Origin of the sequence: Xanthomonas maliensis, assembly GCF_009192945.1 — a bacterium.
Taxonomy (GTDB): Bacteria; Pseudomonadota; Gammaproteobacteria; order Xanthomonadales; family Xanthomonadaceae; genus Xanthomonas; species Xanthomonas maliensis.
Window position 1 is genome coordinate 137,332 of record NZ_NSET01000025.1, and the last position, 19,990, is coordinate 157,321.

Annotated in this window: 21 protein-coding genes; 7 read left to right on the forward strand and 14 right to left on the reverse strand. The window is 67.6% G+C overall.

What is annotated here, in order from left to right; translation table 11 throughout:
- Positions 1 to 7 precede the first annotated feature (7 nt).
- The 10 genes from CKY51_RS08735 to CKY51_RS22420 all read right to left on the reverse strand — a co-directional run bounded on the left by CKY51_RS08735 (position 8) and on the right by CKY51_RS22420 (position 10,673).
- Positions 8 to 1,345 (reverse strand): hypothetical protein, encoded by a 1,338-nt coding sequence (locus CKY51_RS08735; RefSeq protein WP_238319495.1) that lies wholly within the window; start codon positions 1,343 to 1,345, stop codon positions 8 to 10.
- Positions 1,342 to 2,082 (reverse strand): TylF/MycF/NovP-related O-methyltransferase, encoded by a 741-nt coding sequence (locus CKY51_RS08740; RefSeq protein WP_022972371.1) that lies wholly within the window; start codon positions 2,080 to 2,082, stop codon positions 1,342 to 1,344. The genes CKY51_RS08735 and CKY51_RS08740 overlap by 4 nt, the downstream gene beginning before the upstream one ends.
- Before the next feature lies 1 nt (position 2,083).
- Complete coding sequence (locus CKY51_RS08745) at positions 2,084 to 2,476, reverse strand: hypothetical protein (protein WP_152249116.1); 393 nt, start codon at positions 2,474 to 2,476, stop codon at positions 2,084 to 2,086.
- Between the two features lie 5 nt (positions 2,477 to 2,481).
- On the reverse strand, positions 2,482 to 3,429 hold the full coding sequence (locus CKY51_RS08750; RefSeq protein WP_022972370.1) for an NAD-dependent epimerase/dehydratase family protein: 948 nt from the start codon (positions 3,427 to 3,429) through the stop codon (positions 2,482 to 2,484).
- Positions 3,426 to 4,697 carry a hypothetical protein gene (locus CKY51_RS08755; protein WP_022972369.1) on the reverse strand — a complete coding sequence of 424 codons (1,272 nt, stop codon included), beginning with the start codon at positions 4,695 to 4,697 and terminating at the stop codon, positions 3,426 to 3,428. The genes CKY51_RS08750 and CKY51_RS08755 overlap by 4 nt, the downstream gene beginning before the upstream one ends.
- A gap of 90 nt (positions 4,698 to 4,787) precedes the next feature.
- Positions 4,788 to 6,023 (reverse strand): lipopolysaccharide biosynthesis protein, encoded by a 1,236-nt coding sequence (locus CKY51_RS08760; protein ID WP_031339787.1) that lies wholly within the window; start codon positions 6,021 to 6,023, stop codon positions 4,788 to 4,790.
- Positions 6,020 to 7,765 (reverse strand): ABC transporter ATP-binding protein, encoded by a 1,746-nt coding sequence (locus CKY51_RS08765; RefSeq protein WP_022972368.1) that lies wholly within the window; start codon positions 7,763 to 7,765, stop codon positions 6,020 to 6,022. Before CKY51_RS08765 ends, CKY51_RS08760 begins: the two co-directional genes overlap by 4 nt.
- Positions 7,762 to 8,250, reverse strand: a complete 489-nt coding sequence (locus CKY51_RS08770; RefSeq protein WP_022972367.1) for a lasso peptide biosynthesis B2 protein — start codon at positions 8,248 to 8,250, stop codon at positions 7,762 to 7,764. Before CKY51_RS08770 ends, CKY51_RS08765 begins: the two co-directional genes overlap by 4 nt.
- Before the next feature lie 317 nt (positions 8,251 to 8,567).
- Positions 8,568 to 10,493 carry an asparagine synthetase B family protein gene (locus CKY51_RS08775; protein WP_022972366.1) on the reverse strand — a complete coding sequence of 642 codons (1,926 nt, stop codon included), beginning with the start codon at positions 10,491 to 10,493 and terminating at the stop codon, positions 8,568 to 8,570.
- A 24-nt stretch (positions 10,494 to 10,517) separates the two neighbouring features.
- Entirely contained in the window at positions 10,518 to 10,673 is a 156-nt protein-coding gene (locus CKY51_RS22420) for a hypothetical protein (protein WP_170292306.1), read from the reverse strand.
- Between CKY51_RS22420 and CKY51_RS08780 the strand changes: the two genes are divergently transcribed.
- The 4 genes from CKY51_RS08780 to CKY51_RS08795 all read left to right on the forward strand — a co-directional run bounded on the left by CKY51_RS08780 (position 10,668) and on the right by CKY51_RS08795 (position 13,825).
- Positions 10,668 to 11,705 carry a class I SAM-dependent methyltransferase gene (locus CKY51_RS08780; protein ID WP_238319494.1) on the forward strand — a complete coding sequence of 346 codons (1,038 nt, stop codon included), beginning with the start codon at positions 10,668 to 10,670 and terminating at the stop codon, positions 11,703 to 11,705. The two genes, CKY51_RS22420 and CKY51_RS08780, sit on opposite strands and share 6 nt — an antisense overlap.
- Positions 11,706 to 11,859: 154 nt before the next feature.
- On the forward strand, positions 11,860 to 12,063 hold the full coding sequence (locus CKY51_RS08785) for a PqqD family protein (protein ID WP_238319493.1): 204 nt from the start codon (positions 11,860 to 11,862) through the stop codon (positions 12,061 to 12,063).
- A gap of 20 nt (positions 12,064 to 12,083) precedes the next feature.
- Entirely contained in the window at positions 12,084 to 13,007 is a 924-nt protein-coding gene (locus CKY51_RS08790; protein WP_022972362.1) for a hypothetical protein, read from the forward strand.
- Positions 13,004 to 13,825 carry a sulfotransferase domain-containing protein gene (locus tag CKY51_RS08795; RefSeq protein ID WP_022972361.1) on the forward strand — a complete coding sequence of 274 codons (822 nt, stop codon included), beginning with the start codon at positions 13,004 to 13,006 and terminating at the stop codon, positions 13,823 to 13,825. The genes CKY51_RS08790 and CKY51_RS08795 overlap by 4 nt, the downstream gene beginning before the upstream one ends.
- A gap of 14 nt (positions 13,826 to 13,839) precedes the next feature.
- Here CKY51_RS08795 and CKY51_RS08800 read toward each other — a convergent pair whose 3' ends face one another.
- From CKY51_RS08800 to CKY51_RS08815, 4 genes are read right to left on the reverse strand one after another with little or no spacing between them, the layout of a single operon-like run.
- Complete coding sequence (locus CKY51_RS08800; protein ID WP_031339784.1) at positions 13,840 to 14,319, reverse strand: GNAT family N-acetyltransferase; 480 nt, start codon at positions 14,317 to 14,319, stop codon at positions 13,840 to 13,842.
- 44 nt (positions 14,320 to 14,363) lie between these two features.
- Positions 14,364 to 14,951, reverse strand: a complete 588-nt coding sequence (locus CKY51_RS08805) for a phage tail protein (RefSeq protein WP_022972359.1) — start codon at positions 14,949 to 14,951, stop codon at positions 14,364 to 14,366.
- 24 nt (positions 14,952 to 14,975) lie between these two features.
- A complete protein-coding gene (locus tag CKY51_RS08810) occupies positions 14,976 to 15,527 on the reverse strand; it encodes a phage tail protein (protein ID WP_022972358.1) in 552 nt (183 codons plus the stop codon).
- A gap of 24 nt (positions 15,528 to 15,551) precedes the next feature.
- On the reverse strand, positions 15,552 to 16,091 hold the full coding sequence (locus tag CKY51_RS08815) for a phage tail protein (RefSeq protein WP_022972357.1): 540 nt from the start codon (positions 16,089 to 16,091) through the stop codon (positions 15,552 to 15,554).
- 521 nt (positions 16,092 to 16,612) lie between these two features.
- Between CKY51_RS08815 and CKY51_RS08820 the strand changes: the two genes are divergently transcribed.
- The 3 genes from CKY51_RS08820 to CKY51_RS08830 all read left to right on the forward strand — a co-directional run bounded on the left by CKY51_RS08820 (position 16,613) and on the right by CKY51_RS08830 (position 19,978).
- Positions 16,613 to 17,656 carry a nucleotidyltransferase family protein gene (locus tag CKY51_RS08820; RefSeq protein ID WP_238319500.1) on the forward strand — a complete coding sequence of 348 codons (1,044 nt, stop codon included), beginning with the start codon at positions 16,613 to 16,615 and terminating at the stop codon, positions 17,654 to 17,656.
- Between the two features lie 141 nt (positions 17,657 to 17,797).
- On the forward strand, positions 17,798 to 18,184 hold the full coding sequence (locus CKY51_RS08825; RefSeq protein ID WP_022972355.1) for a BlaI/MecI/CopY family transcriptional regulator: 387 nt from the start codon (positions 17,798 to 17,800) through the stop codon (positions 18,182 to 18,184).
- A gap of 3 nt (positions 18,185 to 18,187) precedes the next feature.
- A complete protein-coding gene (locus CKY51_RS08830) occupies positions 18,188 to 19,978 on the forward strand; it encodes a M56 family metallopeptidase (protein WP_152249118.1) in 1,791 nt (596 codons plus the stop codon).
- The last annotated feature ends 12 nt before the right edge of the window (positions 19,979 to 19,990 follow it).

Below are 19,990 nucleotides of genomic sequence, written 5' to 3' on the forward strand. Positions count from 1 at the left end.
TCGCGCATCATGCGGCCGATGGCCAAGGTCCCAACAGGGTCCGTCGATGCCATACCACCCAGGCCATCGGCAGCAGCAACATGGCCGCGACCGCCAGCGCAGGCGTGCCAAGGCCAGGTGCCGCCGCCAAGCCTGCCGCCAGCAGCGCTGCATAACCGCCGGTATTCAGGCGCAGACTGCACAACCGCAGGCTGACCGCCGCGATCGCCAGTACCGACACGAAGCGCCCCCATAACAGTCCCTGAGATGCATGGGCCGTGGCGGCTGCGCATTGCAGCAGTGTGCTGCAGGCCAGCCCGGCGAGTAACAGCGGCACCAACACTCCTTCGCGATGGCGCCCGATCAACAATGCCGTCAACACGCTGCTCAGCAATGTCGTGGCACCGGCTGCCAGCACCGGCGTGACCCATGGCAGCCAGCCCAGCTGTTCCACGCTGCCCCAATGCGCCGCGATCAGCGGCAGCGCCAAGGCGCCGACGGCTGAGACGCCCAGCACCAGCGATATCAGGGCATCGGCCCACTGTTCGCCCGCCGGACCGCGTGCTTCGGTCACCAGCAGGCGGTTGAACTGAGTGAATACCCCGCTCGCTCCTGCGATCAGGTAATTCAGAAAAAGATAGATGGGCAGAAAGGTCGGCGCCACCGCCGCCAGCAGCAGGGGCGTCAAGCGATCGTGCAACGTGCCGGCGATCCCGAGCAGCGACAGCCGTAGCGCGGCGCGCAGCATGCGGCCGCCACCGCGGCGAGGCCACAACCACTGTAGCGGCGCACGGAAGACCAGCGCATTGGCCAACGCCTGTGCCAGATACCCCAGGCTCACCGCCAGGCCTGCCCCGGCTCCACCCGCCCCGCCCGGCAGCTGGCGAAGGGCCAACCAGGCCAGGATCGCCACCGGCATGGCCAACTGCTGCACCAGAAATCCAGACAGGCGGCGCCCCTGTGCAAGCAGGGGCGCCGAATAGCTCACCAGCCCGAACACGGTCGCGGGCAGCGCTGCCAGCAGATAGGCAAATCCCTCGCCGTGGCCGCGACACTGCCACCACGCACCGCCGACCCACACCACGTCCAGCGCCACCGTGGCGAGCAGTCGATGCCAGAGCGCCTGGCGCCAGTGCTCGACCCAGTCCACGGCGGCCGGATCCTCGCGCAAGAACAGCGAGGCATACCCGAGGTCGGACAGGAACACCACCGTCAGCACGCCCAGATGCGCCAGGCCCACTTCGCCATAGCCCTCCAGCCCGAAGTGGCGCAACAGCAGCCACTGGAACAGCAGCGCACAGCCTTGGCCCAGCGCATACATCGCCGCACCCGCGGCGAATCCGGTGCGCAGACGATCTGCGCTCATGATCGAGTGGATGCGGTCGTCGGGACATGGCACAGGAAGGCGCGCGACGCGCTGCCGTAGGCGAACCAGGACTCGAACTCGATACCAAAACGCTCAGCGCACTCACGCAACGCTCGCCGCTCGCCATGTTGCCGGTCAGCGCGGAACAGCTCGTAGTCGTCGCACAGCAGCACGCTGCCCTGGACCAGGCGTGGCGCAATCAGGTTGAGCGCGTCGCGTGCCGAGCCATAGAGGTCGCAGTCCAGATGCACGATGGCCGCCTGCGTGCTGCCGATGGCATCGGCATTGTCGGCGAACAAGCCAGGGACCAGCTGCAGATCCGGGGTCCGCAGGCCCACCGCCGCACAGCGCGCCTGCGCCTGGTCTTGGGTGGCAAAGAAGCTGCCGGTGGCCAGGCTGTCTTCGCCCTCGGCATTGGCGGGCATGCCGGCGAACGTATCGAACCCATAAAAGCGTGGACGTTGCGACAGAAACTCCAGCACCGTGCCCTGATGGCGGTACGGCAATCCTGCGCTGCGCTCGATACGACGGCGCTGATGCCGATAGCAGAGCCAGGCGTGGGCCAGACTGTTGCCGCGATAGACGCCGAATTCGTAGTAGTCGCCGGCCAGCTGGGTGGCATGGACATAAGCCCAGGCACGAAACAGCGCGCCGAGCGCATCGTTGCGGTGCAGGTTGGCGCCGACGCGCAAGCGGCGATAGGCGAGCTTGAGGCGTTCGATGGTCGTCACGGACACGTCAGACACCCTTTGCAGAAGCGTGGGAACCACAGCGCAGAAGTATCCAGGCTCGATGCACGGCAGCGCAATCGCCGAGACGAGACGCTGGACCGTGCGTGCCGAGGGTCCGGGACGCGTCGTGGCTTGTCGGCGCGATCTGTGCCAGCGCGGTCGAGATGCGTTCGTGCAACCGAACGCCTGCCCCCACAAAGGTCAGCTCACATTCGCCGCCCCGGTGGTCGTCATCGCCGACCGGAGCGTTGGAATCGACGCGATGAACCGGGATCCGGTTGCGAGTATCACCAGGCAGGCGTCGCGCCAGGAACGGGGCATCGCACAGCGACGGCAAGCATTCCGGCGACTGCTTCCAGGGCGAGCGGCTGCAGCGGTTGACGAGATCGAGCAGGCGCAAGCGGCTTATCCGTGGCTGGCCGCATGGTCGTGATACAGCGTGCGCTGCAGCGCTTGGCGCAGGTCCCAGCGGGTACGCCAGCCAAGCAGGTGCAGCGCCTTGCCGGGGTCGCCGAGCTGGTGCTGACGGTCATGCGGACGCTGGCGTCGCGGATCGACTTGCAGGCGCAGCGATCGGCCGAGCAGGGCGCCGATCTGTTCCACCAGCTCGGCCACCGAATGCTCTTTGCCCGAGCAGAGATTGAAGACATCGAACGCCCGTTCGGTACCGCAGTCGTCGAGCACGGCCAGTAGCCCTGCGGCGGCATCGTCGGCATGCAGGTAGTCGCGGCGAGGTTGCAGATTGCCCAGTTGCAACACCGCGTCCGCCGATGGGTCGGCAGCCAATTGCGTCAACACCTCGGGAATCAGGTGCGCATTCGGGTCGTCGTGGGCGATGGTATTGAAGAGCCGGGCCACTCGGCCGCTCCGGGTGCCATCGCCAGCGCACCACAGGCGCAGCTGGCCCTCGTTGCAGAGCTTGGACAAGGCGTAGTTGTCGCGTGCCTCGGTTGCGCTGGCGTCTTCGCGCAAGGCGGTGTCGTCCCACGCGTAGACCGCACCGCTGGACGCGATGACGACCCGCGCCACGGCAGCGTCGCTGGCTGCCTGCAGCACGCTTTCGGTGCCGACGACATTGACCTGCAGACAGCGCATGCGTTGGGTTTCACAGGTGGGAATATGGTGGATGGCCGCCAGGTGGATCAGTGCATCGGCCTGGAACGCGCGCAAGGCGGCCGCCAACGTCGCGCGGTCGCCGATATCGCCGATGATCGTCGCATGCAGGCCATCGGGCAGATGCAGGCCGCTGGACAGGTCGTCCATTCCCGCCACCGCATCGCCACGTTGCAGCAACGCGCCTGCGACACGTCGTCCGATCATCCCGGCCGCGCCGGTGACCAGCACCCGTCTCATTCAGGCCCCAAGGGGCGTACATCCGCCGGCCCGAGCAGACGCCGCCGCACGCCAGACGGCAGCCAGGCAAACAAGGGATCGGTATGCGCTGACCAGGGCACCCGACGGTGGCCTTGGCGACGCGCCAACACATAGATCGCCAGACCCAGCGAGGACGCCAGCAAGACCGCGACGAAGACCGCCAGGCCCACCAGCAATGGTCGACGCGAGGGGATTGGCTGTGGCGATAACGTGGGTACGGCGCGATAGCGCACTTGTTGCGCCCGCCAGCGTTGTTGCGACAGCGCCAAGTCGATTTCGCTGGCCACCTGGGCTTGCGGCGAGCCGGAAGGGGTGCCGTTCCCAAATACGGCGCGGCGATTGGCTTGCAACCAATCGGCCAGGGCTTGGCCCTGATGCAGCGTGCCTACGCGCGCGTCCACCCGGTCCAGGAAGCGTTGCTTGCCGTCCAACTGCTCCAGTTCGCGCTCGACACGACGCAAGGTCGTGCGCGTTTCGGCGATAGTGGACTGCAAGGCGACGATCTGCGCCAGTGGCGAGAGATAGCGGCCACCGCCATCGCCAACCGATACGACCGTATTGACTTCGCTGCGCCGAAGTTCCGGATAGCGCTCGAGCAACTGCTGCATGTCGTCAGCCTGTCGGTTGTTTTGCTCGATCGCGAACTGTTGCTGGAGTTGCTCGATCTGGAGTTGCGGTCGCTGCTCGAGCGTCTGCTGGCGCAAGTTATCCAGTGCGTCGCGCAGTCCTGCCCATAGCACGACCTGGCGGACATGGTGCGCAATGGCATCCAGTTGGCTGGACGCGGTTGCCTCGTCACGCGCATAGATCGAGACTTCCAGGCCGAGCGCACCGACGCTCTTGGGATCGATATTGACCTGTTGGCGGATGTCGTCGCGTTCGATCGCGCTGCGGTAGATCACCCGGGTATCCCAATAAGTTCTGCGGACGAACGCGCGCTGCAGACGCGCGCGCTGCTCGGCCGGGAGCGCGGGCAGGCTGGCAAGCGAGGCAGCGACCAGCTGGCGGTCGGCCAGCATGGGCTGCAGCTTGCGCCATTGTTCCAGGGTCATTTGCGGCGTTTCCAGCAGCGCAGTGAGCGTGTAGGAAGGGCGCAGGTGAACGACGACGGCCGCCAGCATGCCCAGCAACAGTGCCAGCGGGATCAGTAGGCGGCCGAACTGACGGTAGAAGTGCAACAGCTGCAGCAACAGATCGCCCAAGGAGACCTCATCGCGGCGTTCGGGGATCTCGTCTACATCCGGCATCGGATCAATCGCTGCTGTTCAAGGGGACATGGACCCGCCACGCCTTACCCGTTGCACTGTGCCACAGCGATTATGGCGGCGGCAACGCGGTTATGTCGCAGAACGGCCGCGCCCTGCACGGCGCAGCCCGTACCACAACACGCCGGTCAGCATCGCCTCGGTAACGATCACCGCCGCCGCCGCACCGCGGACGCCATAGGCGCGGGCAAGCAGCAGATTCAGCACGATGTTGACCACCGCAGCGAGCCCGGCGCCAATCACGTACCAGCGCTGCTGATCAGCGGCGATGGCTGCTTGGGTCAACACATAGTTCGGCAGCACGAACACGAATGCGGCGAACAACCAGCCGAGTATCGGCCCGGCCACGGCGCGGTAGGCCGCGCCGTACAGCACTTCCATCAGCCAGCTCCCGAGGCAGGCACCGGCCGCGGCCAATCCCAGTCCCGCAATTGCGGCGATCCACAGGGCCTGGGTCTGCAGGCGCTGCGCCTGCAGGCTCTGTGCATGCCGCAGGCGCAGCTGGCGGAACAACAACAGCGCCACCGGCATCGCCAGCAAGAGCACGCCGTCAAAGACGCGATACGCCGCCGCGTATTGACCGAGCGCTGCGGAAGGCACCGCGTGCTGCAGGATCACCACGTCGCTGCGGCGATACAGGGCCGTGGCCGTATCGATCCAGAAGAAGCTCGCGGCCGCGCGGTAGGCCAGCGGTTGTGGTCGCCAGCGCGGACGCTGATGCACGTCCTTTGCCATCCACAGGTAGGCCAGCACCAGGCCGCTGCCCCAGGCGGCGAAGACCACGCCGGGGGCAGGGCCAAGCAAGAGCACTGCCGCCACCACCACCAGCGCACTGACCACGCGCGCGCCGGCCAGCCAGCCCGCGTCGCGTTGCCAGCGGCCTGCAGCCTTCAGCTGCGCCGAGACCAGCTGGGTCAGGGTGACGGCACCCAAGCACAGGACCGCCCAGACCAAGGCGGGATCGCCGCCTGCCTGCGCCACCAGCAGGCTTGCCGCGGCCAACAGCAGTGTGGTCCCGATCAGATGGCCGCGTGCCAGCGCGGGCAGTGCGCGTGCCACCGGCGCCGGAATGCTGGCCGCAACCCCCTCACGCAAGACCAGGGTGCGCAAGCCGACGTCCTGCAGCAGCGCCAACAAGGTCGCCAGGCTGAGGAGGTAGGCGTAGCGGCCGAAGCCGGCGGGGCCCATCGTCCGAGCCAGCCACACCGACAGTGCCAACGACACGGTCGCAGTGAAGACGATCGAAAGCCATTGCAACGACAACCCGCGTAGGGGCGCGCGCCATGCTGCCGCCCAACCCTGGCTCACCGTGCGCCGATCCAGTGTGGCGCCACCATCGACCAAGGACCCTGCGCCACCAACTGGCCGCGATCCAGCACCAGCACGCTGTCGGCCTGTTCGAGCAAGGCCAGCCGATGACCGATCAGCAAGACCGTCAGATCGCCATGCAGGCGATGGATCGCGTCGCGGATGCGGGCTTCGTTGTCGTGATCCAGTGCGCTGGTGGCTTCGTCGAGGATCAGCAACGCCGGCCGCTGCAGCAGCGCACGCGCCAGTGCCAGACGCTGGCGCTCGCCACCTGACAAGGGCATGCCGCCGTCGCCGACCAGCGTCTCCCAGCCCTGCGGCAGGGCATACACGAACTGGGCCGCTGCCTGCTCCAGCGCAGCGTGCAGTGATTGTTCGCTTGCAGTCGGGCTGGCGATCAAGAGGTTGTTGCGCACGCTGTCGTTGAGCAGGAAGGCGTCCTGCGAGACATAGGCGACCGAGCGTCGCCAGGCCCGTCGCCCGGCCGCGTCCAGCACCACGCCATCGATCGCCAGCGTGCCCTGGTCTGGACTTAGCAAGCCACTCAGGACATCGGCCAGCGTGCTCTTGCCGGCACCGGAGGCGCCGACGATGGCGGTGGTGGTCCGCGCCGGCAGCCGCAGCGACAGTTCCTGCAGTGCGGGCGTGCCGCGTCCGGCGTACTGCACCTGGACCGCAGACAGCGCGATCGAGGTCGTCAGTTGAATCGGAGCGCTGGCGTCAGGCAGGGAGGGCTCGGCCCAGTCACTGCTTTCCTGCAGCCGGCGTTCGATCGCGTCGAACGCCGCCAGCGCATGCAGGCAATACTGGCGTTGCTGTTGGATGTTGCTCAAGAGTGGCAACAGGCGGGCAAAGATCGCGACCAGCACCAACAGTTCGGCCATGGCCACGTGCAGGACCTGCAGGCCGACATAGACGTAGCATGCCAGCAGGACTGCCCCGGCGCTCTGCAACAAGGCCTTGGAGCTGCTCAGGCCATGGGCGAAACGCAGCTGCTGATCGTGCATGGTGCCTGCCGTGCGCCGGAATGCCGCCAGATAGTGCGCTTCGGCCCCCAGGATCTTGGCCAGGCGCAGCCCGGACAAGCGGTCGTGCAAGCCCGCGTGCAGGCGTTGGTTGGCCTGCGTCAGTTGACGGCCCAACATCGCCGTCCCCTGCCGCCGCCGGCCGATCAGCAACAACAGTGCCGATCCACTCAGTAGCGCGATCAGTGCCAGCTGCCAGGACAATGCAATCGCAGCCAGCAGGTAGAGCAGCGCGGTCGTGCCGGCAGCCAGCAGCGACAAGCCTTGTCCCAGCCCCACTTCGGCGCGGCTGACATCGCTGAGCATGAGGCTGGCGTGGTCGGCAGTGCGCTGACCCACCAACCAGCGCCACTGCGCGCCGAGCAGCGCCGCGAAGCTGGCCATGCGCAGCCGCTCGCCCACATCTTGTTGCAGCTGGGCTGCCGCCCGCTCGCGGCCGAGCTGGATCGCATTGCGCACCAGCACGACCGTACAGAACAGCAGCAGCAAGGGAATCGGTGAGGTGGTCGGAAGTCCGAGCGCGACGGGGATGCGGACCAACTGCCTTGCCACCCCATCCGTGGCGGCATCGCCTTGCAAGGCCCCGAGCAAGGGCACCAGCAACAGCATGCCGATGCCTTCGGTCGCGCCGGCCAGCACCATCAGGGCGAACAACCCGAGGCGCTGGCGACCTGGCGCCCACCGCAACAGGCGCGCCATGCCGTGCACCACCCTCATCGGGCTTTCCACGCGCGCGGCACGAAGCAGCCAATGCGGGTGAAGCGCTCGCTCGCACGGCCGCCGGTCACATGCTCGTCGCCGGCGACGACCCAGGCATGTGCCTGTAGCTCCGCTCCATCGACGCTGCGTGCCACGCCCAGGCACACCAGGTGGGGGACCCGGAACAGCCCGAGCAGATAATGCGCGGCCAGGGCCTGTGCCAGGCAATTGGAATTCCAGGCGGTATGGCGGGCAGCCAAGCGCACGGTCCGGCCGATCTGCAGGGCACGACGTCGTGCACGTGCGTCCAGGCAGGGCAATGCCGGTGGCACGGCCATCTGCCGGCCCACCCGCGACGCAAGCCGGCGGAAGCCGATCCATCGCACGCCAGCACGCGCCACGCCCAGCAGCGCCCAGGCCGGCAGCAACAGCAGTCGTTCGAACCGGGGCAGACGGCCAACGGCGGCCAGCGCGCGGCGAGAGCGGACGACCCTGCGGACCATGCTCACCGCTGGCTGTCTGCCCGGGAACGGAGAGGCTGACGCACGGCGGCGGGCCCGGCTGCGTCGTGAGTGCCGCGCCTGCACCTGACCGGATGCTGCGGTGTGCGCATGCGTGACTGCAGGGCCGACGATGAAGAACGCATGGCGGAGGGCCCGTATCGGGGGACGTCGGTGAGCACAATCACGCCTTCGCGGTCTGGATGGCGCGCCGTGCGACGGTGTGATCGCTCCCCGCTAGCCTAGCAAACGGCAGCGTGGGGGGGGGGGCGCACCCCCGTGCCTGCGCATTGTGCTGCTCGATCGGCCGTTGACCGCGATCACCCACCGCCGCGCTCGTGCCAGGCCAGGAAGCCTGCCATCTGCAGGCCGGACGCCAACAGCTGCAGATAGTCCGCGCGTCGGGCCTCGGCCGCGGCGGCATCCTGCGGCCAGCGATCCAGCAGCGCCTGCAAGCGCTGCAGGTCCACGACCCGATTGGCCAGCGGGGACTTGCGTGCGTCGGTCAGTTGCGCCTGCAGCGCATCGCGCCGCGCACTCAACCGCACGAACCAATCGCCTTGCTGCACGCCGACTGCCCGGTTGGCATGGATCTCCGGCGGCGCGCCACGTGCGGCCAGCAAGCGGCGTGGCAACGACCGGCTGACACCATCACGCAGGAACTGATCCAGCGGCAGGCTGCCGAAGAATTCGATCACCCGCCGGTCTGCGAGCGGATAACGCGTGTCGACACCGGACACCGCGCGCAGGGTGTTCATCAGGTCCATCGGACCGGCATCGCCCAACATCCACTCGCGGAAGGTCCGCAGGGATGTGTGGCCGCCCCCCAGGCGCAACCGGTACCGGCGCCGATCCAGCGACTGCTGCATCCCAAGCGCCTGTGCCAGCGCCGGTTGCAGCGCCGCCTGCGCTTCCCAGACCGCGGCCGGCAGACCGTGCCACAGGCGCAGCATCGCGATCGGCGCGACAGGACGCAGCAGATAGCGCTGCACGGTCTTGCGTCGACTCAGGCCCACACTGGTGGCAAGTGCAGAGACCTGTCCTGCCAGCACCCGCCACTGCCGCTGACGGACTAACTGCGGCAGCCGCAGCAGGCCGTCGTAGCTGAAGAACGCGTTGCCCAGTTCACCGCCCAGCATCACCTGCCCACCACGTGCGTGCAGGAACCGGTACAGCGGGAAGAACCAAGCCATGTTCGATGGCGAGCGGACCGGCTGGGCGCCCTCGCGCCACCAGCATGCGGGGTCGTGTTCGCCCCAGTCCGTCGCGTCGTCGCCGACCAGGTGCCAGTCGATACCAGGATGACTGGCGGCCAGCTGCCGCGCGCGCGGCGACTCGTCGTAGTAGTGGGTCGCCGTGGCAGCGGCCATCGCGGGCAACGGTTGGCGCGTAAGCACCAGCAACGGCGACGGCGCCTGTTGCCGCGCTGCCGACAGCGTGACCGAACCGCTGTCCAGTCCGCCGGTCAGGCAGGTGGCCACCGGCCCGCGTGCGCGCAGCGCATCGGCCACCGCCCGGTCCAGTACCTCGGCTGCCGCTGCCTCGACCGCGGCGTCGTCGCGCAAGCGCAGCGATCCGGCCTCAGGCGGCGACCACCAGCGCTGGCGGTGCGTCGCCTCCGCGGTCAGCACAAGCGCGTGCGCCATCGGCACCCGGTCGATGGCGCGATAGATGGTGCGTTCCGGTCGAGCCCGGTCCATGATCAGTTTGTCGGCCAAGGCCCGCTCGTCCAGATCCTTCGGCACCTCGGGCAGTGCCAGCAGCGCACGCAGGCGGGTGGCGAATGCGATCAGGCGCGGCCCACGGTGCACGAACAACGAGCGCAAGCCCACCGGGTCGCGGGCCAGCAAGAGGCGCTGCCGGTCTGGCCGATACAGCGCCAATGCATAGGATCCGTGCAGGCGTGGCAGCGCCGCGGTATCCCAGCGCTGCAAGGCCTCCAACAGCAGAACACCATCGGGCAGGGAGACACTGGCAGGTGGCTCCAGCGCAGACGCAAGCTCCTGGCGCGCGGCCAACGTCACGTCGGCCGCCAGGACGGCGCCCGATGCCCCCACCCAGGGCATGGCCTCGTCGGCATCCTGTGGGGTGAAGACATGTTGGCGATGCACCAGCGCGACCGGCCCGTCCTGCCAGACGCGCACCGGGCCGATCCCGCGCGCCTCCAGCGCCTGGCCGACACGCTGGATGTCGCTTGGCGCGACGGGTGCGCCATCCAGCCGCCAGACGCCGGCAAAATCACTCATGGCGCCGGATGATGCCGCTTACGCTCAGGAGCCGGTAAACGTACCGTTACCGTCGTTGCCCGTCGTGGCATTGTTCGCTGTCTCGTCGATCGACAGGAAGGACACCACGGGTGCCGCCCATATTTTGCGTCCGCCCTGGATCGACTGATCGGACGAGGCAGCCGGTTGGTTCTCATGCATCGCGCAATCTCCTTCTTGCCATGGATTGAGGTGGCCGCGTACAGCCAGACGCTTGGGTGCGTGTTCACGGTGGGACGCAACTGCGGCATATGTCCCGGTCACCGTCATGTAAAGTTCCGTTCGCCCCCGCGCGGGGACCCAGCTTACATGGCGCGCCTCAGGTTACCACCACATGCCGTTCGCGACATCGACACGTCCACGTGCGACCGGGAGGCCGCGGTCCTGGCGATACGGGAGCGGGAATCGCTGCTCCACGTCGTTTGCGTTCCGGCCCGACGCAGCAGTCAGATGACCCCGCAACGCTTCCACTGGCGCAGGCTGTTGCCGATGTCCGTCGCAGTCCGGTTGCTCTATCGCGCGCTGCGCAGCCGCCAAGGCCGCGGGTATGCGCGGCTGCAGTTCAGCTCGCCGGTCCCGTTGTTCCAGGACTATGCCACCACCTCGATGGATCGCTATCCCGCGCTGTTCGGCTTCGTCCAGCAAACCCTTGGTGCTGACAGCCAGGCGCGGCTGCTGTCGTTCGGTTGCGCCAGCGGCGAAGAAGTCTTCAGCTTGCGTGCCTACTTTCCCCAGGCTGTTATTACCGGGTTGGACATCCATCCAGATGCGATCGGCACTTGCCACCGTCGGCTTGCTGCCAGGCCCGATACAGGGCTGCAGTTTCGGTTGGCCGGCAACACGGCAGGGGAAGGCGACGGCTGCTACGACGCCATTTTCTGCCTGGCGGTGCTGCGCCGCGGCGATCTGGCGACGCATCGTGGCGAGCGTTGCGATCACCTGATCAGGTTCGAGGATGTCGAGGCACAGTTGCTGGATTTTGTCCGCTGCCTGCGCCCCGGCGGCCTGCTGGTGCTGCGACATGCCAATTTCCGCCTGCGCGACACCCAGGCGGCGCGTTGGTTCGACACAGCGTTGTGCCTGCCGACGCCAGCGCGCGCGGATACACCACTGTTCGGTCCGGATAACCGACGGCTGCCTGTGCAGGCCGACGAGCAGGCCGTCTTCCGCCGCCGCGCCGTGCCCCGCGATTAGCGCACCTGGTCGGCCGCGCTTTGCAGCGCAATGCATCCTGGGTAAGCTCCTGTCTCCATACCGATTTGGTCCAGGGATGCGCATCGCACCGAGCACGATTGTCGCCAGGACATCCGGCTGTCTGGCCGCAGAGATGGGTGATGAACTGGTCCTCATGAGCACCGAGCGCGGGTTGTATTTGTCGCTGGATCCCATCGGCAGGGACATCTGGTCGCACCTGGAGCCGCCTTGCGCGTTCGCCACCTTGTGCGATCGCTTGAGTGCCGAGTACGCCGCGCCCAGGGCCACGATCGAGGCCGACGTGGCGGTACTGCTGCAGACCCTGCATGAGGCTGGCGCGGTGGAGATACGCGCCTGACCGACGTAGCCGCCCGCCAGATGTCGCCGACCATGCCGCTGCACCATCACTATTTGCTGTGCGGCTGGCACGTGCGCAGTGCATTGCGGCTGCCTGAGTTGCCGCTCTGGCCGGAGACCGCGACGTCTGTCGCGGTGGACGTGGTGATCGAAGAAGCGGACGTGCCGGATCGGCTGGACGCGCACGAGCTGGCGGAGTCCTGGTTGAGCGTCGGTAGCGATGGCTCGGTGCTGTTGCAGGTGCCGCACGTGGTCCGCATCCAGGTGCAGGCCGGTCGATCGATACGCGTGCAGCGGCTGAATCCGCACGACGACAGTTGGCGCTTGTTTCTGCTGGGTTCGGCACTGGGCTATCTCTGCCTGCAACGCCGGCTGTTTCCGCTGCATGCCGCCTGTGTGCGCATCGGCACGCAGACCGTGGCCTTTGCCGGTCATAGCGGCGCGGGGAAATCCACGCTGGCGGCGGCCTTGCTCAACCGCGGCCATGGCCTGCTCAGCGACGATCTCACGGTGATCCAGCCCGACGCGGCGGGCGGTGTCATGGTGCTGCCGGCGTTTCCGCGGCTGAAACTCTGGCGCGACACAGTGGAGTCGCTGCAAATTCCCATGAGCGATGCGCCACGGGTGCGACCGTGCATGGAAAAGTTCGACCTGCGGCCGAGCGCTGGGTTCGATGCAGCGCCAGCGCGCCTGGACGCCGTCGTCGTCCTGGGCGATGCCGCCGAGCCGCAGGTTCAGCGCCTGTCGCCGCAGAAGGCATTGCCGGTGTTGCACGGGTATCTGGCACGCTCGCCGGCCGCCGTGCGGTTGGGGTTGCACGCGGTCACGTTTGCGCAAGCTGCGGCGATCGCGCGCCAGGTACCGGTCTGGCGCCTGCGGCGGCCACGCCGCTTCGACGCGCTGGACAGCACCGTCGACGTCATCGAAGCCCATTTCGGCCTATGAGCCGAACTGGGATCGTCTGGCTCGCCTCGTACCCCAAGTCGGGCAATACCTGGGTGCGCTGCCTGATCGCCAGCTTGCGCAAAGGCAACGCTGCGCTGACGCTCGACGAGCTCGCACCGGCACTGCCGAATGCCGCATCGCGGGCGTGGTTGGAGCGCCATCTCGAGGTGGATATCGCCGATCTGACACCGTCCGAACTGCAGCCGCTGCGCGGCGCGGCCCATCGTCGCTGCGCGATGCAGGGCTCGAGCGTGCTCAAGGTTCATGACCGCTACGACCCCATGCTGTTCCCCGCCGTGGCGACCTCTGGCATCGTCTACATCGTGCGCGATCCGCGCGACGTCGCTCCGTCCTGGGCCGACCACGCCGGCATCGACCTGGATGCCGCGATCGCGCAACTCGCCGAACGCACCACGGTGAGTCATACCCTGGCTCGCTATCGGCCGCAGACTCGGCAATGCTTCGGCTCGTGGTCGGAACATGTGGCGTCCTGGCTGCATGCGCCTGGCCCGCGTCTGCTGTTGCGGTACGAGGACTTGTTGGCGAATCCGTTGCAAGAAACGGCGCGGCTGGCCGGCTTTCTGGGGCTGCCCACGGCGCCGGCACGCATCGCGCACGCTGTCGCGGCCTGTCGCTTCGAGGTGCTGCGCGACAGCGAGGAGCGCCATGGATTCGTCGAGCGCCAGCACGGGCAGGCGCGCTTCTTCCGGCAGGGGCGCGCAGGGGCGTGGCGCAGCGCCCTCAGCGCGGCACAAGCGGCACGTATGCTCGCCTGCCATGGCCCCACCATGGCCTGGCTGGGTTACCACGACGCCTGAGTCCTGGCACAGGCTCAACGTCGCTCGGACGTGCTTTGCGACCACGCCATCTTCCAGGCGATGCCGGTATCCTCGTAAGTGCGAAAGCCGAGCCGACGATACAGCTCGAAGGCCGGATTGTGCTTGTCGACCTGCAACACCACCTCGCGGCCATCGACCTTCGCTTGTGCCAACAGCGCCGCGATCAACATGGTCCCCACGCCTTGCCCACGGCGATCCGGCAACAGCAGGATGTCGAGTAGTCGGACCGTCCTTGTCGCGTCGCCACCCAGGTAGAGCCGCCCGATCACCCGCTCGCCCTCGGTGATCACCAGAAACAACACGTGCGCCTGGCTGAGGGTGTAGTGACGCTGCTGCGCGTCGAACTGCTGATCGATGAACGCCGCTCGGGCTGCATCGTCCCACGGCAACATCGCGAACTCGGCCCAACGCTGGGTGCGGAACAATGCGCGCAACGCGGGCAGATCCGCCTCGCGTTGGGGGCGTGACGCCATGCCCTGCGCCAGCAATGATGCAGGGCAGGCGAACTGCGGCGGCATCACGGCCGGGGCGGATAGATGCCGTCGGTGGCGCAGATGCAATAACGAATCGTGGTGAACGGCTGCCGATTCTCGTGCGCCTGTGCCGGCTGCACGCCTGGCGGAAAGGCGGCCAGCGCATTGGGCGACAAGGGCACCATCGCCGTCGTCGACGCCGGCGCATACGCCTTGTAGGAGGTCGGCGGCGAGGTGGTCGGATTGAGCAGGCGCGACAGGTAGGCGCTCGTGCTTGGCGTGTTGACGGCCGCTCCCGGGGCGGCCGAAGGCGGCAGGAACTTGGTGGTGATGGTATGGGTATGCGCGGGCAACTGCGACGACGACGCCAGCGCCACCGAATCGGCGCCCTGCAACTGGCCAATCGTGTAGTTGCTCAAGCCGGTACCTTGGCCCTGGCCGGTGACTGCACGGCCGCGTAGATCCGGCAAGCCGAACGTGGCCTGCCTGTCGCCGCCGTAGGTGAAGCCGATCACTCCGAATAGCGCCTGGTACTGATTGATGCTGACCGTCTGCCCCAGGCAATCGAGCCAGCCATCGGGCGCAAAGTTGTAAGGGAACGCGCGCACTTCGCCGATAAAGCTATTGGACATGTCGAACTCCTTTGCGATGACCGGTCACGGCCGCTGCGGGTAGAACCCGTTCAGGCAGATCAGATAGTTCAGCGTCTGCGTCGCCATGTGGTTGTCGTGCGGTAGGCCTGCGCCGGCGACGCTCACCGCATTGGGTGCCAGCGTGGCGACGGCGGGAGTCGAACCGGCAGGAGGAACGAAATACGCCGTTTCGCCGTTCTGGGTGACTGCAGGCAATTGCGTGGTAGGCACTGACGAAGACGCCGGCGCATTGAACGCCTGCAGCGCATGCGTGTGCGCAGGCATCTCCGCCAGTTGCAGCGACACCGTCTCGGTGCCGAATTGCTGCCCGAGCACGCGCGCCGTCAGTTGCGGCGCCGGCGCACGCGCCGCACCCTGGCCTTGCGAGATCGCAACGCGGCCGCGCAGGTCCGGCAGGTTGAAGGTGGTTCTTGCGTCGCCGCCGTACGTGGTCCCGATCAGCGAATAAAGCGCCATGTAATTGTTGATCTGCAACTGACGTCCATCGCAAAACGCCCAGCCCTGGGGTTCGTAATTGCCGGCAAACAGGATGATTTGACCGAGATAGGCATCCATGGTGTGGCTCCTTTGGGGCCCGCGTCAGGGGCGCGGCGGGTAGATGCCGACCGTGCAGATGCAGAAGTTCAGCACCAGCGATGGCTGCATGTTGTTGTGAGCGGCGCCGGCACCTTGCTGGCTCACCGAGTCGGCGGCCAGCGCGGTCGGCGTGCCGGCCGGCGCATACAGGTTTTGCGACGCCTCGGTCTGGGCCAATAGGACGGTGGTCGAGGCCGCGGCGGTCGTCGCCGCCGCGGCAAACGCATTGACCTCGTGTATATGCGGCGGAATCTGCGCGGCGGTCAGCGCGACGGCCTCCAACCCGCCATAGGTGCCAACCGTATAGGACACGGGGGGCGAAGTGAGCGGATTGACGCCCTGACCGACAGGCACGCGCCCGCGCAGATCCGGCAGATTGAACGTGGTCTTGCCGTCGCCCCCGAACTGGGCGCCGAGCAAGGACGCTAATGCGGCGTTGCTGTTGATCGGCAACGCGCGGCCATCACATGGCAACCATCCGGCCGGTGCCCAGTCCGTCGGGAATAGGCGAATTTCACCTACAAACGCGTCGGTCTCATTCATAAAACGGCTCCTCAACGATCGGCAATATCAAGCGCATGGATAAGAACCCTGGGATTGACCCAAGCCATCGCAGCAACCCCGTGCAAAACGCTCCCGCGGCGCTTCCGCGCAAGCCGCGAGGCGGCGAACGCTGTGCTATTAATAGCGCGGGGCATGCACAGCGCATCGGCGCTGGGCCGGCATGACAGACATGGCCGTCAGGCGGCGCAAAACGATGTGCATCGATTACGACTTCGCTCAGTATTCCCCGCAATCCGCAGACGCGGATATGGCCCCTGGCATTGAACGTAGCACAGTCCGTACACGCGGCAAGGTGCGCGCGTTCACCACTTGTGATTCTCGTGCCGTCCGTCGCTGAAATGGAGGCATGTGTTGCGCTCGAGCGCGTTTGCGCGACATGGTCGCCTGCATTCGACTATGTGCTGTCGCTGTGGCGGCAGCATGATCGTGGTGAGGGGGCGCCGTCGCAATGCGCCCCACCCGATGTGGCCATGTTCGAGCGCGCCTTGGCGCAGCACCGGATGGCGCTGGCGCTTCCAGCCGCAGAGACATTGCCAGCCGGTGTCCCAGAACCATTGCGCAATGCGCTGCGGCAACGCCAGCGGCGAATGCTTCTGCGTGGCTTGCAACAGACTGCGGCGGTACGCGAGGTCGTCATCGCGCTGCAGCGCGCCGGCTTGCGTTGTTGCTTGCTCAAGGGGCACGGATACGCCGCGTTGTTTGGGCAAGCGCATCGCGAGGCCTGCGACATCGACGTATTGATCGAGGCACACGCGCTGCACGACGCGTTGTCGACGTTGCAAACCCTGGGTTACGCACTGCAAGCGGATGCCGCCGCAGATCTCGCTGGCTATTGCCGCCGTAACCACGCCTTGCCACTGCAACACCCGGCGAGCGGAGTGGTGCTGGAACTGCATCTGCGGTTGGCCAACCACGAGCGCCAGTTCCCGCTCAGCGCCGAGGTCTGGCGCGATCATCTCGGCAACGTGACGCTCGCTGGCATGCAGGTGCCCACGCTGTCGCCACCGGCCGCCGTGGTGTATGCCGCCTTTCATGGCACCAAACATCATTGGCATCGCGCATTCTGGTTGGTGGACATGGCCCATGCGCTGTGCAGTCCGCAGCTGGATTGGGATGCGGTGCTCGCGTTGGCGCGTCGGCTCGGCGTGGAGCGCCAGCTGGCCTTGAGCGCGCTGCTGGTCGAAGCCAGCCTGGGTGTCGCGCTGCCGGATGCATTGCAGCGCCAATCCGCGTTGCTGCGTGCGGCACGTCCGGCCGCTGCAGCGCTGTTGCCCTGCCTGGATGCACTAGGGTCCGACCGTGGTGCGGATCTGGCGGTGCGCTTGGGGGTGACCGGCTACGCCCGTTATCTGCTGTCGCTGCAATCGCGCTGGCGTGGACGACTCGGCTTGCTCCCAGGCTTGCTGGCCCCGACCGATGCCGACCGCCTGGCGCTGCCACTGCCGCGCGCGTTGCGCTGGGTCTATCCCGGCGTGCGCGTGGTTCGGCTGACCCTGCAACACCTGCATAAGCAACGCGATCTGCGGCGCGCACGCCAGAACTGAGCAAGCGCGACAACGGCATGTGGTGCGAAGCGATCGTCCGCAGCGCTATCGCGGTCCTCGCTCCGACCCCTGCCTTCCGACCTATTGACTACAGTTGTCGTCAGGCCTATGTTGACGACAACTGTAGTCAGGAGGCGGGCCATGCGTGGCAAGACCATCGGGGACCAGGAGCTGGCCCTGCTGCAACATATCGAACAGCAAGGCCCGAGCAGCGTCGGCGAGGTGGCCGCGGCGTTCGGCGAGGCGCGCGGGCTGGCGCGCTCGACCGTGCTGACCATGATGGAGCGCCTGCGCGCCAAAGGCTTTCTGCGCCGTAAGCAGGCGGGCGGGGCGTACCGCTACAGCGCCACCGCCGGGCAGGACGACGTCGTGCGCTCGGCGGTGGGCCAGTTCGTCGAGAAGACCCTGCAGGGTTCGGTGTCGCCGTTCGTGGCCTGGATGTCGCAGCGCGCTGAGGTCAGCGACAGCGAGCTGGCCGAGCTGGAAGCATTGGTCGCCAAGCTGCAGTCGCAGCGCAAGGAGGATTGAGCCATGACGATCGAGACCCTGCTGTGGACACTCGGCGCCACCAGCCTGCAGACCGCGGTGTTGGTACTGGTGGTCTGGGCGCTCTGCCGCAGCCTGCGGCGGTTGCCTGCGCGCACGCAGACCTGGCTGTGGTGGTTGGTGGCAGTACAAGCGGTGGCCGGTGTGTTCTGGCAGGCGCCGTTGCAGGTGCCGGTGCTGCCGGCACCGACCCAGGCGCCGGCGCTGGTGCTCGCACCTGCCGACCTGGCTGCCGCAGTGCCGGCAACCCCTGCATCGGCGGCGGCGGTCGCCGCCGCACCTGCCCCGCAATGGCCGGTGTGGTTGGCTGCGCTGTGGGCCGCCGGCGTGTTGGCGATGGCGGTGGGAACGCTGCGCGCGTATCGCCGCAGCCGCGCACTGGTACGCCACGCAGTGCCCTGCACGGACCACAGTTTGGTGGCGGCACTACGCATGGCGGCCGAGGCGCATGGCCTGGCGCGGCCGCCGCAGCTGCGGTTGTCGACGCAGATCGCCTCGCCGCAGCTGATCGGTCCCTGGAAGCCGGTGCTGCTGCTGCCGGCCGGCCGTCAGCCCGCGCTGACCGGCGACGATCTCGACATGGCCCTGACCCACGAGCTGGTGCATCTGCGCCGGCGCGATCTGTGGTGGGGCTTGCTGCCAGCCGTGGCCCAGCACCTGTTCTTCTTTCATCCGTTGGTGCATCTGGCCGCGCGCGAATACGCCATCGCGCGCGAAGCGGCCTGCGATGCCGACGTGGTCGCCGGTCACCGACATTGTCGCCATCACTACGGCCGCTTGCTGCTGCAATTGGGTGTGGCAGCGCGTCCTATCGGCGGCGTGGCCAGCGCCTCGCCGTCCTTCCTCAGCCTGAAGCGGAGATTGCACATGTTGCAGAACACCCGTTCCTTCCCGCGCTGGGGCGCTGCCCTGATCCTGGGGGCCGTCGCCCTGACCGGCGTGCTGCCGTTGCGACTGGTCGCCATGCCGGCACCGCCGACTCCGCCGGTCGCCCCAGTACCGCCGCTGCCGCCCAAAGCGCCGACCGTCGCGGCGTCGCCTGCCCCTGCTGCGCCCGCCGCACCTGCGGCACCTGCCGCTCCCGATGCTGCCGCGGCGCCGGCTGCCCCCGCGGCGCCCGCCGCACCGCCGGCGCCACTGCCACCGACCGGTGCCTCGGTCACTGGCCTGGTCACCGACGGCCATCTGACCCTGCGCGATGCGCCCAACCGCGATGCCTACGTCTTGCTGCGTCAGGGGCGGAGCACGATGGATGGGTCGTTGCAGGATCTGCACCGCGCCCGCGCGGTTGCCAACGGCGATCAGTTGCTGTGGTTCCGCAAGAATGGGCGGCAGTACGTGGTGCGCGATGCAGCAACCTTGCGCCGTCTGGAGTCGCTGTATGCGCCGGTGAGCCAGCTGGGTCAGGCGCAAGGAACGCTGGGCGAACAGCAGGGGCAACTGGGTGCGCGCCAGGGTGCGCTGGGCGCGCAAATGGCCACCTACGGGGCGCGTGCTGCCGCTGCAGCGGCCGAACAGGCGCGTGCAACGATCGACCGCGACGGCATTGCCGAGCGCGCCGCCGAGCAGGCCGCGCGCCAGGCCGAACGGGCGCTGCAAACGTCTGGTTTGCAGCAGCAGATCGAGGCGCTGGCCAAACAGCAGGCCGCCTTGGGCGTGCGGCAAGCCGAGCTGGCGCACCAGCAGGCAGCTGCCAGCGCGCACGCCGATGCGGAACTGCAACGCCTGATCCGCGATGCCGTCGATCGCGGGCTGGCGGTGCCGGTCGAGGGCTGAGCGGGAGACCGG

Bases quoted from the DNA above. Each gene is read 5' to 3' on its own strand.
- CKY51_RS08735 (WP_238319495.1), bottom strand. From the start codon at position 1,345: ATGAGCGCAGATCGTCTGCGCACCGGATTCGCCGCGGGTGCGGCGATG.
- CKY51_RS08750 (WP_022972370.1), bottom strand. From the start codon at position 3,429: ATGAGACGGGTGCTGGTCACCGGCGCGGCCGGGATGATCGGACGACGT.
- CKY51_RS08755 (WP_022972369.1), bottom strand. From the start codon at position 4,697: ATGCCGGATGTAGACGAGATCCCCGAACGCCGCGATGAGGTCTCCTTG.
- CKY51_RS08765 (WP_022972368.1), bottom strand. From the start codon at position 7,765: ATGAGGGTGGTGCACGGCATGGCGCGCCTGTTGCGGTGGGCGCCAGGT.
- CKY51_RS08770 (WP_022972367.1), bottom strand. From the start codon at position 8,250: ATGGTCCGCAGGGTCGTCCGCTCTCGCCGCGCGCTGGCCGCCGTTGGC.
- CKY51_RS08775 (WP_022972366.1), bottom strand. From the start codon at position 10,493: ATGAGTGATTTTGCCGGCGTCTGGCGGCTGGATGGCGCACCCGTCGCG.
- CKY51_RS08780 (WP_238319494.1), top strand. From the start codon at position 10,668: ATGCATCGCGCAATCTCCTTCTTGCCATGGATTGAGGTGGCCGCGTAC.
- CKY51_RS22420 (WP_170292306.1), bottom strand. From the start codon at position 10,673: ATGCATGAGAACCAACCGGCTGCCTCGTCCGATCAGTCGATCCAGGGC.
- CKY51_RS08785 (WP_238319493.1), top strand. From the start codon at position 11,860: ATGAGCACCGAGCGCGGGTTGTATTTGTCGCTGGATCCCATCGGCAGG.
- CKY51_RS08790 (WP_022972362.1), top strand. From the start codon at position 12,084: ATGTCGCCGACCATGCCGCTGCACCATCACTATTTGCTGTGCGGCTGG.
- CKY51_RS08795 (WP_022972361.1), top strand. From the start codon at position 13,004: ATGAGCCGAACTGGGATCGTCTGGCTCGCCTCGTACCCCAAGTCGGGC.
- CKY51_RS08800 (WP_031339784.1), bottom strand. From the start codon at position 14,319: ATGGCGTCACGCCCCCAACGCGAGGCGGATCTGCCCGCGTTGCGCGCA.
- CKY51_RS08805 (WP_022972359.1), bottom strand. From the start codon at position 14,951: ATGTCCAATAGCTTTATCGGCGAAGTGCGCGCGTTCCCTTACAACTTT.
- CKY51_RS08810 (WP_022972358.1), bottom strand. From the start codon at position 15,527: ATGGATGCCTATCTCGGTCAAATCATCCTGTTTGCCGGCAATTACGAA.
- CKY51_RS08815 (WP_022972357.1), bottom strand. From the start codon at position 16,091: ATGAATGAGACCGACGCGTTTGTAGGTGAAATTCGCCTATTCCCGACG.
- CKY51_RS08820 (WP_238319500.1), top strand. From the start codon at position 16,613: ATGGCGCTGGCGCTTCCAGCCGCAGAGACATTGCCAGCCGGTGTCCCA.
- CKY51_RS08825 (WP_022972355.1), top strand. From the start codon at position 17,798: ATGCGTGGCAAGACCATCGGGGACCAGGAGCTGGCCCTGCTGCAACAT.
- CKY51_RS08830 (WP_152249118.1), top strand. From the start codon at position 18,188: ATGACGATCGAGACCCTGCTGTGGACACTCGGCGCCACCAGCCTGCAG.